The sequence below is a fragment of the Legionella stuttgartensis genome, from assembly GCF_977063405.2.
The window spans coordinates 205,441-220,315 of sequence record NZ_CDRUHA020000071.1; the positions used below are offsets into that span (position 1 = coordinate 205,441).

Below are 14,875 nucleotides of genomic sequence, written 5' to 3' on the forward strand. Positions count from 1 at the left end.
GCATCGCACCCAAATTTTGCTTTAAAATTATTTGGTTACTGGATAAATTGCCCCCAAAATTGCAGGGTGTCGTGAGCCAGTAATAGTACTTAAATCCACTGGAATACGATTGATCGTTTGAGCAGCCAACCAAGCAAACATCATCGCCTCCACATAGTCGGGACTAATACCTACTTTAGCAATACTCATAACACTAGTTTGAGGTAATAATTGAGCAAGCATTTGCAATAAAGCTAGATTGTGGGCACCTCCACCACACAAGTACATTTTTTTGATATGCTCTCGTTCATTTAATACTGTATCCGCAATTGTTTTAGCAGTAAAGGCAAGCAGAGTCTTTTGTATGTCTACAGGTCGATACCCTTCCTTTAAATAGTGCTCTAGCCATGATAATGAAAAATATTCTTTACCGATACTTTTGGGAGCGAAAGCAATAATGAACGAATCAGACATTAATGTTTCAAGAAGCGGTTCAATCACTTCTCCTTGTTGAGCCCATGCCCCCTCTGCATCATATGATGCTCCTTGGTGTTTCATAATCCAAGCATCCATTAAACAATTTCCAGGTCCTATGTCCCAGCCTTTAATTGGTTCATTTGCATTAATAAATGTAACATTGGAAATGCCACCAATATTTACTACAGCAATATGGTCATTTACATCGTTAAATAATTGCTGATGATAAAGAGGAGCAAAAGGTGCTCCTTGTCCCCCCAGCACCAAATCTCGAGTCCTAAAATCCGCAACGACAGTGATTCCAGTTAATTCTGAAATAGTATGGGCACAGCCTAATTGTAAGGTATATGGAATAGTGCCACTGGTATTATGACATACTGTTTGCCCATGACTTCCTATTGCAGAAATATCACTGGCTGATAATTTTACTTTCTGCAATAATTCATTAACTGTATTCGCAAATTCTCTTCCAATTAATGTGTTCAGTTGGCAAATAGAAGCTAGACTTAAATCGGCACCAGACAGCAGTTTATCTATATGTGTTTTAACTTCTTTACTGTATTTTTTAGTGACTCCACAAAGTAGTATATTTTTTGATACATCAACAAGCGCGGCATCAATACCATCCATACTTGTCCCAGACATCAAACCTATATACAAAGTCATTGATTGATCCTCACTTCATCACTAAATTATATTAAACACATAAAGATTGTAGGATAGATTATAACCTAGACGAAGTGAATCGAAACCGAGTTTCGTTATAAGGCATTTCCCTGGTACGCCTCATCCAAGCTACGAAAAAAACTACAATTTAAAACAAGTATAAAAGTTATTTGTGGTAATTTCAGCTATCTCAGCGTAGGACATGTTACGAAGCTCTGCTATCGCTTCAGCCACGTACTTAACAAGCGCAGGATGATTTTGTTTGCCACGATAAGGTACTGGTGCTAAATAAGGTGAATCCGTCTCAATCAATATCCGATCCAACGGCACTTTTCGTGCTACTTCTTGAAGTACAGTTGCATTTTTAAATGTAACAATTCCTGAAAATGAAATATAAAAATTTAAATCAATGGCTTTATGCGCTATGTCAAGACTTTCAGCAAAGCAATGCATTACGCCACCAATTTGTTGTGCATTTTCCTCTGCCATTAAGGCTATGGTATCTTCTGCCGCTTGCCGAGTATGAATAATTAAGGGCTTCGAAACTTTTAAAGAAGCTTTAATATGCTCTCTAAAGAGATTACGCTGCACCTCTCGCGCTTCTTCAGTATGGGTGCGATAATAGTCCAAGCCTGTTTCACCTATCGCAATACAAGCTGGATTCTCTGCTAAGTCACATAACATTTGTGATGTCACAGGATATTCCATCTCCGTATTTGGATGGACTCCCACTGAAATACTGATATTAGGATATTCTGCGGCAAGTTGTTCTAATTGGGGATAATCATTAAGTTCAACACACACACATAAAAAATGCTGCACGTCATTTGCTTTTGCTTGTACCAAGACATTAGCCATATCATTATTAAAATCAGCTAGATCAAGAAAATTTAAATGACAATGCGAATCAACTAACATGGAATGACCTCATAAAATTTTGATCAATTCAGTATAAGATAAAAATCTTTTTCTCAGATTGAATTAATCTACATGGTATCGGTTAACTGCGAAGATTTTAACATGCCTGCTAGATAGGTCTCTATTTTATTACACACATAGCGGCTATTTTCTCCAATAAATTGCACGCCGACTCCGGGCACTTTGTTTCCCTGTGCTCCTTTAGGGGTAATCCAAATAACTTTACCCTCAACGACATAAAGCTCATCTTCATCCATTAATTTAATCAAGAGCTTAACTATGGAACCGAATAAATAATTCGTGTTAGTACGGATAAATAAACCGCCTCCTTTCACAAAAGGCATATAAGCCATATAAAGTGTTGATTCATTAAGAAACGAGCAATTAATCTGTTCTATAGTATCCATCATAGATCTCCTTTAAACATCCGGATTTCCTATCAAATCAAATCATGTATGCATTCTTTTTTATGGGAAAATCTTAGATTCACTATGCAGTCCTATCAATAAATCCTCTAATGCCAAAGTTTGATTTACATTCATATTATGGCTTAATTTTCGTTGTAATGTATTTATTTTGTCGATTTGACAAAAAATCGTCATGGAGTCTATTTGAGACATTAGATGGTTTAATTGGTGTATAGCGGGACCACTAGCTGCTGCACCATTAATTTGCATTATTTGTATTTGCGCATATGCTAAATACAGAAACCACAGTAACACACCAAATTCAAACTGACTCCATTGAGCTGCAACCTTACTTGGATGTTCCTTTTGCTCCATTACAGCAATTACCCCATTTAAAATAAATTCAGCTTGTTTGATAATCATCGCATGTTCGGATTCTTCGGGAAAATACTCAGCCAATCGTAAAAAATTATTCTGTAACAAACCCTCAGGCGATGCAAAACGTACTATCTGGCATCTACTTAAAACTGTAGGCAATAAAGTGCTTAATTGTTGAGCCAAAAGTAAAAATATGGTCTGCGACGCCGGCTCTTCTAAAATCTTTAGTAATGAATTTGCAGCAGCAATGTTCATTCGTTCGGCCGATTCAATTACAATCAAGCGATGCTTAGCCCGCTGAGGAGTTAAATAGGCATAGCTTTGTAGTTCCCTGATCTGATCAATTTTAATTGGTCCGCCACTTTTTTCTGGCTTAACCCATTTCACATCAGGATGTTCACCACGAGCAACCATTTGACAATCCGCGCATTCAAAACAAGGTTCACTTCCTTTCCTTTTACAGAAAAACAATTGAGTTAAGTTTCTGACAAAATCATTAAAGGCATAATCGAATGCTCCCACACATAGCATCGATTGAGGTATACGATTATTTATCCATGCAGATTGAATTTGATTCCACTGTGATTGATATCGTTTCTTATCATCCAGGGAAGAACGGTTCTGCGACTCATTGATGTGACTCATTGCTGCAGCTCTATAAACTCATTCATTACATTTTGAATGGATTGTTGGACTTCGTATAATGGTCGTCGCGCATCAATGGTTACTGTATTAGCACACCTCTCAACATAATGAATATAGCTCTCATGGACTCTATGGAAAAAATCAATTGATTGTTGCTCAATCCTATCAACTTCACCTCTTGATTTAACGCGTATCATTCCTTCTTCAGGGCTAATATCCAAATATAAAGTCAAATCCGGTTTAAATCCTTTCAGTGCAAAAGAAGATAATTGATTAACCATCGTTTGATCTAATCCCCTTCCACCGCCTTGGTAAGCCATAGTTGATAGTTCAAATCGATCCGCAATAACCCATATTCCCTGGCGTAATGAAGGCTTAATAACCTCTTCAAGAAGTTGAATTCTCGCTGTATAAAGTAATAACAATTCGCTTCGATCATCCAAAATATCCCTGTATTCTGGATTTTTAATCAGATCACGCAGAATCTCACCTATCACTGTGCCACCAGGCTCTCGAGTTGTTATAGTTTTGATATGTCTTTTTGCTAACAGTTCTATAACTGTATTTATTGCAGTGGACTTACCTGCCCCCTCCAATCCTTCAATAACAATTAACTTCCCGGTTGAAGACGCCATTAGAAATCCTTGCGTTTATATTGATTAATTGCTTGCTTTTGTTGCTGATAAGTTTCTGAGAACTGGTGTGTTCCATCACCTTTAGCAACAAAATATAAATAATTGGATAATTGAGGGTGGGCCGCAGCATCTAATGACTCTTTACCTACCATGGCAATAGGTGTTGGAGGCAATCCTCGATAATGGTATGAGTTATAAGGCGAATCGATTAGTAAATCATTATGCGAGAGTTTTCCTGTATAGGCCGCCCCTAAACCGTAAATAACAGTCGGGTCCATCTGTAAAGGCATGTTCTTATTTAAGCGGTTGAGCATGACACCAGAAATCAGCTTACGCTCTTGTGGAACAGCTGTTTCTTTTTCAATAATTGAGGCCGCTATTAGTAATTCATATGGATTTTTATAGGGCAAATTTGGTGCTCTATTGACCCAACTTGTAGTCAAATAATTAATTAAATTACGATGTGCATGCTCTAACAAACTTTTACCAGTACTTCCACCGAGATATTGATAGGTGTCAGCAAGCAATAATCCTTCAGCATTAGGATGATTCTCTTTGATGGAACTCCAATCCTCTGGATGATAATTCAAATAAGCCGCTTTTAGTAAATCTTGAGAAATTTTTTGCTGGGTTGTCCCTGCAATAATTGTAAAATTTTGCGTTAAGACATCTCCCGCTACCACTCGATGCAGTAACTGCATTGCAGTTTCGCCTGGTTTTACTTGATATACACCAGCTTTGAGCTGAGAAGACACGCCTGAAAAACGAATTATCATTAGAAGCATTGAACTGGAACGTATTAAATTTTTATCTTTTAATATTTTTACAAATTGTGAGGCAGTAGCGGTTCGATCAAGGGTAATAACAACCGGAGAACTCTGCTTAGGAACAATAGGTTTAGTAATTTGAATATAAGTAATCAAAAAGAACATAAAAAAAGACATAAAAAACAGTACAACAAGGAGTGTCAGTTTTTTATGTCTTGGAAACGTCATTTATACACGCTTAAATAGTAAGCTACCATTTGTTCCGCCAAAACCAAGTGAGTTACTCAGAACATAATTAATAGCTCGTTTTTGAGCTGTATAGGGCACATAATTCAAATCACAGCCCTCATCTGGATTATCCAAATTAATAGTTGGTGGAGCGATTTGATCTCTAATTGCTAAAATACTAAATATAGCTTCAACAGCCCCTGCCGCACCAAGTAAATGACCTGTCATTGACTTTGTAGAACTCACAGCTAACTCATAAGCGTGTTGTTTAAATACACGTTTAATCGCTTTTGTTTCATTTAAATCATTAAGATACGTTGAGGTACCATGTGCGTTAATATAATCAACTTGCTCAGGATCGATACCTGCATCATGTATGGCAGCTTCCATTGCGCGAGCAGCACCATCAGCATCATCGTCAGGAGCAGTGATATGGAAAGCATCTCCAGACATACCAAACCCTACAAGTTCAGCATAAATTTTTGCACCACGTGCTTTTGCATGTTCATATTCTTCTAATACAAGAATACCTGCCCCTTCGCCCATAACAAAACCATCCCTATCTTTATCAAAAGGTCTTGATGCTTTTTCAGGCTCATCATTACGTTTAGATAGAGATCGCACTGCAGAAAATCCTGCCAAGCACAGTGGAGTTAAGGTCATTTCAGCCCCACCGCATACCATAACATCAGCATCGCCATAAGCAATCATTCGCGCAGCAAGGCCAATATTATGTGTTCCAGTAGTGCATGCAGTAACAACAGCAATATTGGGACCTTTAAGCTGATGTCTAATTGAAATCTGTCCAGCAACCATATTTATGATACCTGCCGGAATAAAAAAAGGAGAAACTTTTCGGGGACCACCCGCCATTAGTTTATCCTGATTATTGGTAATTGTTTGGATGCCACCAATACCTGCACCCACAGCAACACCAATACGATTTGATAAATCTGCGTCAATCTTCAAGCCCGAATCACGCATTGCTTCATCAGCCGCAGCAATACCATATTGGGTAAATGCATCCATTTTACGCGCATCTTTAAGTGGGACATAGTTCTCAATATTAAAATTCTTAACTTTAGCCCATATGCGTGTGCTGTATTCGTTGACATCAAATTCATCTGCCAAAACAACACCACTTACACCCGCTAATATATTTTGCCAAGTTTCTTCTACATTAAGACCGACAGGGGTAACCATACCCATACCAGTAATCACTATACGCCGCTTATTCAATGAAAGCTCCTCGTAAAACATACCCGTTCCTCTCCCAGATGAAGGAGAGGAAGAGATAAAAGCAAATATTATGCTTCTTCTTTATTTAAATTAGATTCAATATAATCAATCGCTTCTTGAATCGTGGTAATTTTTTCAGCTTTCTCATCAGGAATTTCTGTTTCAAATTCTTCTTCAAGAGCCATAACCAATTCCACAGTATCTAAAGAATCAGCACCTAAGTCATCAACAAATGATGCATCATTCTTTAGCTCTTCTTCTTTAACGCCTAGTTGTTCAACAACAATTTTGCGAACACGCTCTTCAACTGTACTCATAACTTGATTTTCCTCTTTCGGTTGATAGAAATTTAAAAAAATTTCGGGTTATTACCATACTACTTCCACTTAACTTTGCTTGCTTGGTCAATGAACCAAAATACATTTGTAACTTAATCAATTACTTATATTAAGTAATCCCAAACAACCAAAGTTAAATGGAAGTGGTATAGTTTATTCATTTATACAGATAACGCAAGTGCATTTAGTCCATATACATGCCGCCATTGACATGAATTGTTTCACCTGTGATATATTTCGCACTATCTGATGCCAAAAATGCTACTGCTTCAGCTATATCCTTAGGCTCTCCTAGCTTGCGCATAGGAATTCTCTTTAACATTTCTTCCTTTACCATATCAGGTAAAGCAGCTGTCATGTCTGTATCAATAAAACCAGGTGCAACAACATTAACAGTGATTCCTCGGCTACCAACTTCTTGTGCTAAGGATTTACTGAAACCAACAATACCCGCTTTTGCTGCGGTATAGTTTACCTGCCCTGAGTTTCCGCTTGAACCAACTACTGATCCAATAGAAATAATACGTCCCCATCGTGCTCTAAACATAGGTTTAATACAAATTTTAGACACTTTGTATATTGAATTCAAATTCGTTTCAATTACCTTATACCACTCATCATCATCCATACGCAGTAATAAATTATCTGATGTTATTCCTGCATTGTTCACTAATATTGAAGGAGATTGATTCTCATGAGTCAGTTCGCCAATTACGTGCTCTATTTGTTCCGAATTGGTAACATCCAGAACCAATCCTTTTCCAGATAGTTTTTCTTTTTCAAAATAGGCATTAATCGATTGAGCACCTTGTTCTGTAGTCGCTGTACCAAATACAAAAGCACCTTGCTGCGCTAATTTAAGGGCTATAGCCTGACCTATTCCTCGGCTTGCCCCAGTAACTAAGGCAATTTTTCCCTCTAGACTCATCATGTATTCCTCAATAGAAAATGTTTATTTTTTAGGTTGTACCTTTGGACAAATTATGCAAATTGCTCTTCAACCTGATCCAGACTAATAGTATCGTAAACACTAATAGTATTTAAGCTTCTGTCTATTCTTTTAGTTAATCCGCTCAACACTTTTCCTGGGCCACATTCTAAAATAAGTTCTATGCCATTATTTTTAAAGAGCTGGATTGTTTCAACCCAACGAACTGGACTATATAATTGCTCTTTTAGCTTTTCACGTATGTGTTGTACAGAATGATAAATGCTTAAATCAACGTTACTTACTACATCTGTCTTCGTGTTTTTAAATTCAATTTTAGCCAGATATTCAGCAAAGGATGCCGCCGCTTCAGACAATAAAGGACAATGACATGGGACGCTTACTGGAATTACTTTAGCCAAACGAGCACCAGCTTCTTCAGCTAATCCTAATATTCGCATCACAGCAGGGGTATGTCCCGCAACAACAACTTGTCCGATTGCGTTATAATTGGCTGGTGTCACAACCTCATGCCCTTGACTCGCTTGCTCACATAAAGTTTTTACTTGCTCATCAGTTAAGCCAACAATCGCAGCCATAGCACCTAAACCCAAAGGCACTGCATTTTGCATAACCTGTCCCCGACGGGCAACTAAACATGCCGCATCAAATAATGACAGTGCATCAGCACAAACCAATGCAGCATATTCACCAAGACTGTGGCCAGCCATTATCATGGGCTGAGCAATACCATGTTGCATCAATACTCTATATACAGCCACATCAGCAGTAAGCATTGCGACTTGTGTATGTTCTGTTTGATTTAGTTTTTCTTCCGGTCCATGTTGCACAAGTTTCCATAAATCATAACCTACTGCTTCTGATGCCTCCGCAAAAGTTTTTACAACAATAGGATACTGCAACTCAAAATCAGCCAACATACCTACTGATTGTGAACCTTGCCCAGGAAATACAAATGCTGTTTTTACCATTTAAAAATAGCTCCGAACTAAAAATTTAATTCAAAAAGTTGACTCAAATAAATTATTAATAACGAATTACCATTGCTCCCCAAGTCATTCCACCACCGAAAGACTCAATCAATAACAACTCATCTCTTTTAATCTGATTGGTCCGAATAGAATGATCCAGAGCCAAGGGAATAGATGCAGCCGAAGTATTACCCTGGCTACCGATGGTAACAATCACTTGTGACATAGGCAGGTCAAGTTTTTTAGCAATGGCCTGAATGATACGCATATTTGCTTGATGAGGAATTAACCATTGAATATCAGATTTTTTCAGATGGCTCACCTCTAGAACTTCATCAACAACATCGCCCATAATTTTGACGGCAATTTTAAAAACTTCATTACCACGCATACTAATCGTAGCACGTTGATTATCAAATGTTGCATTACTAAGATTCAATAATTTTTCAGCATCATAAGAAGCATGTAACACACTTCCCATAATACCTTGTTTATCACTCGCACTTAAAACCACTGCTCCGGCACCATCACCAAATAAAACGCAAGTTGAGCGGTCAGTCCAATCTACTGCTCGGGACATGCTTTCACTACCAATGACGAGCACATTTTTTGCTGCACCGGATGAAATATACTGTTTTGCAATATCCATTACGTAAACAAAACCACTACATGCAGCCCCGACATCAAAAGCAGGTATAGGTCGTTTAATTTTTAACGCATGTTGAACATAGCAAGCCACGCCTGGAAAAAAATGGTCAGGAGTACACGTAGCAACCAGTATCAAATCGATTTCATCCGCATTCAAATCTGAGGCAATCAACGCTTGCTCGGCAGCTTTGGAAGCCATATACGAGGTTGTTTCGTAAGGTTGCGCGACACTGCGGCTACTAATGCCGGTTCTGGTAACAATCCACTCATCAGTAGTGTCTAACATTGACTCAAGTTCAAGATTAGTAAGTTGTTTTTCAGGAATATAACTTCCAGTACCACGTATTACAGCATTTTTCATAACAGCAATCCCTGATTTATAAAATCATTTATTTGGACACGTACTAAATCTACTACGTTATTTTTAACCTCAAGAACTGCTTGCTCAATAGCATGTTGAAACCCTAGTTCATTAGCACCACCATGGCTTTTAACTACAATACCATTCAAACCAAGCATACTTGCGCCATTATAACGAGAAGGATCAAAGCGCTTCTTAAGATGCCTTAATGCCGGCCGGGCAATTAAAGCAGAAAGTTTGGTATACCAGTTTCTGTTGAATGCCTCCATGAGTAAACTCACAAATAACTTTGCAAGTCCTTCACTCGCTTTTAAAGCTACATTACCCACAAAACCATCACAAACTACCAGATCTACCTCTCCGGAATAAAAATGATCACCTTCTACATAGCCTACATAGTTCATAATCTCGCATTCAGCAAGCATATGAGCTGTGCGTTTCACTTGATCATTTCCCTTCATTTCTTCCACGCCAATGTTCAATAAGGCGATTTTAGGTTTAGGCTTATTCGCTACCGCTTGTACTAATGCAGAGCCCATAACTGCGAACTGAAATAAATGCTCTGCACAGGAATCCACATTAGCACCCAAATCAATGACCCATGTTCTACCTTTCATTGTGGGTAGCTCAGAAACAATTGCGGGCCTATCAATTCCTGGTAATGTTTTTAAAACATAACGTGCTGTAGCCATTAAAGCACCAGTATTCCCAGCACTAACACAAGCCTGGGCCATACCTTCTTTCACCAAATTAATGGCTACTCGCATGGAAGAATCTTTTTTATTTCGCAAAGCATGTGAAGGCAATTCATCCATAGCCACTACTTCAGAAGCATGAACTATGGAAAATTGATTTGAAGACGCTACACCCTGTTTTTTTAGAGCAGCATTAATCTTGTCGTGAACGCCGACAAGAATAAGTTTCAAATCAGGATCATTCTTTGCTGCACGAATACAGGCAGGAATCACAACATTTAAACCATGATCCCCACCCATCGCATCAATTGCAATGGTGATATTTTTCAAGAAAATTACTCTTGTTCGTAAACTGTATCAGTGTCAATAATTTTTTTACCACGATAATAACCATCGGGAGTCATATGATGACGAAGATGAGTTTCACCAGTAGTTTCATCGACAGACAGTGTTGGCTTGGTCAAAGCATCATGCGAACGACGCATGTCACGACGTGAGCGTGACTTTTTATTTTGTTGTACAGCCATTGTATTACTCCTAAACAAATTGCATTCATAAAGCGGGAATATTAGTGTTAATTCGATAAAATTTCAATAAAATTCATTTTTTCCCATTAAAATTTGATTTATTTCACTGCTGCAATCTTCAATTTTTGGATGAAATTGTGGCGCATAGAGATGTAACTCATCAATTAGTACATCTTCCAAGCTCACCTGCAAATTTTCGGAAACAATACATTCGTAATGTTCTAATATCTGTTCTGCCCTTTCATCATTTCGACATACAGCAATTACAGTCATATTATCATATGGAAAAGGAAATTCGTCCAGACAACGCTGACATTGAATGGGTAAATCACCTTTAACATGAAGATGCATTAAATAAAAATCTTCTTTAGCTTCAACATGATAAGTAATATCCAACTGACAGGGTGAAGTAATGAAATTAGGTAAACGCTCACTGAGTGTCACCTTTTTAGTTTGTTGGCCTTGTTTAACCATTTCTTGTAAGTGCAGCATTATTGTCGTATCCTAAAGGGTTATATTTTTGAACAATACTATTATAGAACAGCAGTTTGTGATCTATTTTTATCTTCTCAAGCTACGGTTCTAAAAACATAGGATATTAAGCGGTATCTTAATTTTATGAAAGCTAAAGTTATAGTTGGAATGTCTGGTGGAGTTGACTCATCAGTTGCAGCGTGGTTACTACAAGAAGCAGGTTATCAAGTTGAAGGCCTGTTCATGAAAAACTGGGAACAAGACGATAAAGACGGATTCTGTCCCGCAGCCCAAGATCTTGCTGATGCTCAGGCCGTATGTAATCAATTACATATTCCGCTGCATACTGTTAATTTTTCTGAAGAATATTGGCAAAGAGTATTCACGCATTTTTTAAGTGAATATGAAAAAGGAAGAACACCTAATCCTGACGTGTTGTGCAATAAAGAAATCAAATTTAATGCTTTTTTAAATCATGCATTAACACTTGGAGCAGATTATATTGCAACAGGACATTATGCTAAAAATAAAATAGCAGGAGACGTTGGACTCTTATACAAAGCAAAAGATCGGGATAAAGATCAAACCTATTTTTTACATGCAGTCGAGCCTAAAGCTCTAGCAAAAACCCTTTTTCCAATTGGCGATTATACAAAACCAGAAATTAGAGAGTTCGCTAAGAAATTGGGTTTGGTTACTCAAGCAAAAAAAGATTCGACGGGTATTTGTTTTATTGGTGAAAAACGTTTTAAATCTTTTCTACAAGAATTCATTCTAGCCCGACCTGGTGAAATAAAAAGCACTGATGGTAATGTTCTAGGAAGGCATGATGGATTAATGTTTTACACTTTAGGCCAACGGCAGGGTTTGGGCATTGGTGGTTTACAAAATTCAACCGATGATCCTTGGTATGTTGTCGATAAAGAAGTATCTACTAACACTTTATATGTAGCTCAAGGCAGTCAACATCCTATGCTCTATGCACAAGGACTAATTTGTGGTCCAATTCATTGGTTAGCTGATTGTAAGGAGAATTTACCTCTTACCTGTTACGCCAAAACACGATACCGGCAAGCGGAACAAGGCTGCATCATTTCACCTCAGAATGAGAATCAGCATTATGTGATGTTTTCTAATCTACAAAGAGCAGTTACCCCAGGACAATATGTAGTTTTTTATGATAAAAACCAATGTCTAGGCGGTGCTACTATTGAACAAATTATTCGATAATTGCGTTATAATTTATATGATACAACGGGAGTTAACATGGCTGCTATTGATATATCCCCTACTACCAGCGACATCCACTTTTCTGTCAGTGCAGCAGATAAAGTGGCAGAGCTAATAAAAGAAGAAGATAATTTAAACTTGAATCTCCGTGTCTCCATTACAGGTGGCGGTTGTTCTGGATTTCAGTATGGATTTAGTTTTGATGAAGAAATCAATGAAGATGATACTGTAGTCGTTCAGCAATGTTCAGATGGTGTCTCTTCAGTAAAACTTCTTGTTGACTCAATGAGTTATCAGTACTTACATGATGCTGAAATTGATTATGTCCAAGGGATACAAGGCGAACAATTTGTCATTCGTAATCCAAACGCCAAAACTACTTGCGGATGTGGCTCGTCATTTAGCATTGATGATGAGGATGAGTATTAATACTCAATATGATTTTAGTGTAACGAAGCAATTTATTTTGCTTCGTTACTCCCGATCTTGCAGAATTAATATGGTTTAACAATAACCTTAGTCCCTATCCTAATAAAATTTTTGCTTAACCATTTCGCATCACCCGGATGTACTCTAATACAACCATGGCTCGCATTATAATTTGGGACATCATAAGAACCGTGTATCGCATAATACTTTGAAAAAAACATGCAATATGGCATAGGTGATCCGCCACGTCCTACAGGATAACGACTGGATACACATCCAGGCCCCCCCTTACTCCATATAGTAAAAACACCACTTGGTGTTTTACATCCTCTATGGATATCGGGGCAATATTTTTTGCCGCCCGATCCTTTCCCTATTCGCACAACTTTGCCATTTGAATCAATAGCCTTCCATGTCAAGGAATTTGGATTGAAGACAAAGGTGTTTGCTAACGCTGTGGAGGAAGAAAAAAGAAAAAAGAATAGAGGAATAAATAAAAAATAATTTAATGATAATAAAATAGAACTTTGTTTTTCCATAATATTTCCTAATGATTTATCCATCTTCACCTTAATATTAGTATATTTTTTGACCAACACAAATTGTTTTTACGCAAAATAGAAATATTTGTCCTACTATTTAATGGAAGGATATTAAAAGGTACTCAATCATGACTAAACATTTGCTTACAAGGTTGTACATTTTGTTAGGTTGTACATTTATTTCATTCTCAATAAATGCTGAAGATACATCCAGCAGTGCTGGTGGCACTTCTTCTACTAATAATGCCTCTTCTAATGCTACTTCTAATAACCCAGTTGATATAACTAAAGACAGTTGGCTTAAATCAGTTACCCCCTTATTGCCTGATCTCATATGCAAAGGATTTGAAAATGATCCTCAGCTAAAAAAGCGACTTGATGAAATTAAAATGACTTACGATCAGTGCGCTGCTAAGATTCCAGATAGCGTCAGTAAATGTCAGCAAGAACTTTATGGCAGTATTCCTGATAAAATCAACAGTGATAACGCAGGTATCTGGGGAAAAGCGCTTGGAGAATGTATTGGTAAAGATTTTGCGATAAAATTCCTAATTCCCAAAAGCCCATAGAAGTTAAAATTAATGAATGACGATGGATACCAGGTCCTAATTGGACCTCATCCATCAGTTTTTACTATAAGAAATCAAAAAAAGACGTTCTCAGGATATCAATTTTCTTCCCAATGATTAATTCCTGACTTCTTACTCAGAAACTCAACAAAAGCCTGATGTAAATCAAGTTCCTCATGCGCTGCAGGTAATACAATAGGGTTTGCTAATTGAAGGGCAGCAATTTCTTGGGTTTTGACCTTGGCATGAATGGATGTTTCTTCAACTTCTGCAAACAAGCTGGTTTGTCCCCCAGTCATTGCCAGATATACGTATGCTAAGATCTCAGCATCGAGTAAAGCGCCATGAAGTTCACGGTTAAAGTGATCTATGCCAAATCGTTTGCATAAAGCATCTAAACTATTTCGCTGTCCTGGATATTTTTCACGCGCCAAAACTAACGTATCAACAATATTGCAATAATCTTCAAGCTTTTTGCTCCATTTAATTAACTTTAGCTCGGAATTTAAAAATCCAACATCGAAAGGAGCATTATGAATTATTAATTCAGCCCCAACTATAAACTGCCAAAATTCCTCCGCTTTTTCTTCAAATAGTGGTTTGTCTTGCAAAAACTCATCACTTATTCCATGAACACGAAAAGCCCCCTCATCAACCTGGCGTTGAGGATTGAGATAAACATGAAAATGTTTCCCAGTTAATTTTCTTTCTACTAATTCCACACAGCCTATTTCAATGACCCGATGTCCTTGCTCCGGTCCTATACCTGTAGTTTCTGTATCTAAAATAATCTGACGCATCAT

At 37.7% G+C, this 14,875-nt stretch carries 19 protein-coding genes; 3 read left to right on the forward strand and 16 right to left on the reverse strand.

Annotated features, from left to right (window positions below):
- Window positions 1–27 precede the first annotated feature (27 nt).
- The 14 genes from ACWTEW_RS25525 to ACWTEW_RS25590 all read right to left on the reverse strand — a co-directional run bounded on the left by ACWTEW_RS25525 (window position 28) and on the right by ACWTEW_RS25590 (window position 11,320).
- Window positions 28–1,122 carry an anhydro-N-acetylmuramic acid kinase gene (locus tag ACWTEW_RS25525; protein WP_454780908.1) on the reverse strand — a complete coding sequence of 365 codons (1,095 nt, stop codon included), beginning with the start codon at window positions 1,120–1,122 and terminating at the stop codon, window positions 28–30.
- 141 nt (window positions 1,123–1,263) lie between these two features.
- Window positions 1,264–2,040, reverse strand: a complete 777-nt coding sequence (locus ACWTEW_RS25530; RefSeq protein WP_454780909.1) for a TatD family hydrolase — start codon at window positions 2,038–2,040, stop codon at window positions 1,264–1,266.
- A gap of 68 nt (window positions 2,041–2,108) precedes the next feature.
- Window positions 2,109–2,447, reverse strand: coding sequence for a PilZ domain-containing protein (locus ACWTEW_RS25535; protein ID WP_454781274.1), 339 nt, complete (start codon window positions 2,445–2,447; stop codon window positions 2,109–2,111).
- A gap of 60 nt (window positions 2,448–2,507) precedes the next feature.
- Window positions 2,508–3,470 carry a DNA polymerase III subunit delta' C-terminal domain-containing protein gene (locus ACWTEW_RS25540; protein ID WP_454780910.1) on the reverse strand — a complete coding sequence of 321 codons (963 nt, stop codon included), beginning with the start codon at window positions 3,468–3,470 and terminating at the stop codon, window positions 2,508–2,510.
- A complete protein-coding gene (gene tmk / locus ACWTEW_RS25545) occupies window positions 3,467–4,105 on the reverse strand; it encodes a dTMP kinase (RefSeq protein WP_454780911.1) in 639 nt (212 codons plus the stop codon). Before tmk ends, ACWTEW_RS25540 begins: the two co-directional genes overlap by 4 nt.
- Window positions 4,105–5,100, reverse strand: coding sequence for an endolytic transglycosylase MltG (gene mltG / locus ACWTEW_RS25550; RefSeq protein ID WP_454780912.1), 996 nt, complete (start codon window positions 5,098–5,100; stop codon window positions 4,105–4,107). Before mltG ends, tmk begins: the two co-directional genes overlap by 1 nt.
- Window positions 5,101–6,339, reverse strand: coding sequence for a beta-ketoacyl-ACP synthase II (fabF, locus tag ACWTEW_RS25555; protein ID WP_454781275.1), 1,239 nt, complete (start codon window positions 6,337–6,339; stop codon window positions 5,101–5,103).
- A gap of 68 nt (window positions 6,340–6,407) precedes the next feature.
- On the reverse strand, window positions 6,408–6,656 hold the full coding sequence (gene acpP / locus ACWTEW_RS25560) for an acyl carrier protein (RefSeq protein WP_003631752.1): 249 nt from the start codon (window positions 6,654–6,656) through the stop codon (window positions 6,408–6,410).
- Between the two features lie 205 nt (window positions 6,657–6,861).
- Window positions 6,862–7,608, reverse strand: coding sequence for a 3-oxoacyl-ACP reductase FabG (fabG, locus tag ACWTEW_RS25565; protein WP_454780913.1), 747 nt, complete (start codon window positions 7,606–7,608; stop codon window positions 6,862–6,864).
- A 50-nt stretch (window positions 7,609–7,658) separates the two neighbouring features.
- Entirely contained in the window at window positions 7,659–8,597 is a 939-nt protein-coding gene (fabD, locus tag ACWTEW_RS25570; protein ID WP_454780914.1) for an ACP S-malonyltransferase, read from the reverse strand.
- 55 nt (window positions 8,598–8,652) lie between these two features.
- A complete protein-coding gene (locus ACWTEW_RS25575) occupies window positions 8,653–9,606 on the reverse strand; it encodes a beta-ketoacyl-ACP synthase III (protein ID WP_454780915.1) in 954 nt (317 codons plus the stop codon).
- Complete coding sequence (plsX, locus tag ACWTEW_RS25580) at window positions 9,603–10,631, reverse strand: phosphate acyltransferase PlsX (protein WP_454780916.1); 1,029 nt, start codon at window positions 10,629–10,631, stop codon at window positions 9,603–9,605. The genes ACWTEW_RS25575 and plsX overlap by 4 nt, the downstream gene beginning before the upstream one ends.
- A gap of 5 nt (window positions 10,632–10,636) precedes the next feature.
- Entirely contained in the window at window positions 10,637–10,828 is a 192-nt protein-coding gene (rpmF, locus tag ACWTEW_RS25585; RefSeq protein ID WP_058469054.1) for a 50S ribosomal protein L32, read from the reverse strand.
- Window positions 10,829–10,891: 63 nt separating this feature from the next.
- The gene (locus ACWTEW_RS25590) at window positions 10,892–11,320 is read right to left on the reverse strand and encodes a YceD family protein (RefSeq protein WP_454780917.1); all 429 of its coding nucleotides are present in this window, start codon (window positions 11,318–11,320) and stop codon (window positions 10,892–10,894) included.
- Window positions 11,321–11,446: 126 nt separating this feature from the next.
- Between ACWTEW_RS25590 and mnmA the strand changes: the two genes are divergently transcribed.
- Entirely contained in the window at window positions 11,447–12,532 is a 1,086-nt protein-coding gene (gene mnmA / locus ACWTEW_RS25595; protein ID WP_454780918.1) for a tRNA 2-thiouridine(34) synthase MnmA, read from the forward strand.
- A gap of 36 nt (window positions 12,533–12,568) precedes the next feature.
- Entirely contained in the window at window positions 12,569–12,961 is a 393-nt protein-coding gene (erpA, locus tag ACWTEW_RS25600; protein WP_454780919.1) for an iron-sulfur cluster insertion protein ErpA, read from the forward strand.
- A gap of 65 nt (window positions 12,962–13,026) precedes the next feature.
- Here the strand turns inward: erpA and ACWTEW_RS25605 are convergent, their stop codons facing one another.
- Window positions 13,027–13,500, reverse strand: coding sequence for a L,D-transpeptidase (locus ACWTEW_RS25605; protein ID WP_454780920.1), 474 nt, complete (start codon window positions 13,498–13,500; stop codon window positions 13,027–13,029).
- A 131-nt stretch (window positions 13,501–13,631) separates the two neighbouring features.
- On the opposite strand from ACWTEW_RS25605, the gene ACWTEW_RS25610 reads away from it, so the two are divergent.
- Entirely contained in the window at window positions 13,632–14,072 is a 441-nt protein-coding gene (locus tag ACWTEW_RS25610) for a hypothetical protein (RefSeq protein WP_454780921.1), read from the forward strand.
- A 98-nt stretch (window positions 14,073–14,170) separates the two neighbouring features.
- On the opposite strand, the gene dnaQ is transcribed toward ACWTEW_RS25610, so the two are convergent.
- Window positions 14,171–14,872: a DNA polymerase III subunit epsilon gene (gene dnaQ / locus ACWTEW_RS25615; protein WP_454781276.1), complete on the reverse strand. Its 702-nt coding sequence runs from the start codon at window positions 14,870–14,872 to the stop codon at window positions 14,171–14,173.
- Window positions 14,873–14,875 lie beyond the last annotated feature (3 nt).

What these genes read in the sequence shown, in the direction of transcription:
- ACWTEW_RS25525 (WP_454780908.1), bottom strand. Translation starts at nt 1,122, where the DNA reads ATGACTTTGTATATAGGTTTGATGTCTGGGACAAGTATGGATGGTATT.
- ACWTEW_RS25530 (WP_454780909.1), bottom strand. Translation starts at nt 2,040, where the DNA reads ATGTTAGTTGATTCGCATTGTCATTTAAATTTTCTTGATCTAGCTGAT.
- ACWTEW_RS25535 (WP_454781274.1), bottom strand. Translation starts at nt 2,447, where the DNA reads ATGGATACTATAGAACAGATTAATTGCTCGTTTCTTAATGAATCAACA.
- ACWTEW_RS25540 (WP_454780910.1), bottom strand. Translation starts at nt 3,470, where the DNA reads ATGAGTCACATCAATGAGTCGCAGAACCGTTCTTCCCTGGATGATAAG.
- tmk (WP_454780911.1), bottom strand. Translation starts at nt 4,105, where the DNA reads ATGGCGTCTTCAACCGGGAAGTTAATTGTTATTGAAGGATTGGAGGGG.
- mltG (WP_454780912.1), bottom strand. Translation starts at nt 5,100, where the DNA reads ATGACGTTTCCAAGACATAAAAAACTGACACTCCTTGTTGTACTGTTT.
- acpP (WP_003631752.1), bottom strand. Translation starts at nt 6,656, where the DNA reads ATGAGTACAGTTGAAGAGCGTGTTCGCAAAATTGTTGTTGAACAACTA.
- fabG (WP_454780913.1), bottom strand. Translation starts at nt 7,608, where the DNA reads ATGATGAGTCTAGAGGGAAAAATTGCCTTAGTTACTGGGGCAAGCCGA.
- fabD (WP_454780914.1), bottom strand. Translation starts at nt 8,597, where the DNA reads ATGGTAAAAACAGCATTTGTATTTCCTGGGCAAGGTTCACAATCAGTA.
- ACWTEW_RS25575 (WP_454780915.1), bottom strand. Translation starts at nt 9,606, where the DNA reads ATGAAAAATGCTGTAATACGTGGTACTGGAAGTTATATTCCTGAAAAA.
- rpmF (WP_058469054.1), bottom strand. Translation starts at nt 10,828, where the DNA reads ATGGCTGTACAACAAAATAAAAAGTCACGCTCACGTCGTGACATGCGT.
- ACWTEW_RS25590 (WP_454780917.1), bottom strand. Translation starts at nt 11,320, where the DNA reads ATGCTGCACTTACAAGAAATGGTTAAACAAGGCCAACAAACTAAAAAG.
- mnmA (WP_454780918.1), top strand. Translation starts at nt 11,447, where the DNA reads ATGAAAGCTAAAGTTATAGTTGGAATGTCTGGTGGAGTTGACTCATCA.
- erpA (WP_454780919.1), top strand. Translation starts at nt 12,569, where the DNA reads ATGGCTGCTATTGATATATCCCCTACTACCAGCGACATCCACTTTTCT.
- ACWTEW_RS25605 (WP_454780920.1), bottom strand. Translation starts at nt 13,500, where the DNA reads ATGGAAAAACAAAGTTCTATTTTATTATCATTAAATTATTTTTTATTT.
- ACWTEW_RS25610 (WP_454780921.1), top strand. Translation starts at nt 13,632, where the DNA reads ATGACTAAACATTTGCTTACAAGGTTGTACATTTTGTTAGGTTGTACA.
- dnaQ (WP_454781276.1), bottom strand. Translation starts at nt 14,872, where the DNA reads ATGCGTCAGATTATTTTAGATACAGAAACTACAGGTATAGGACCGGAG.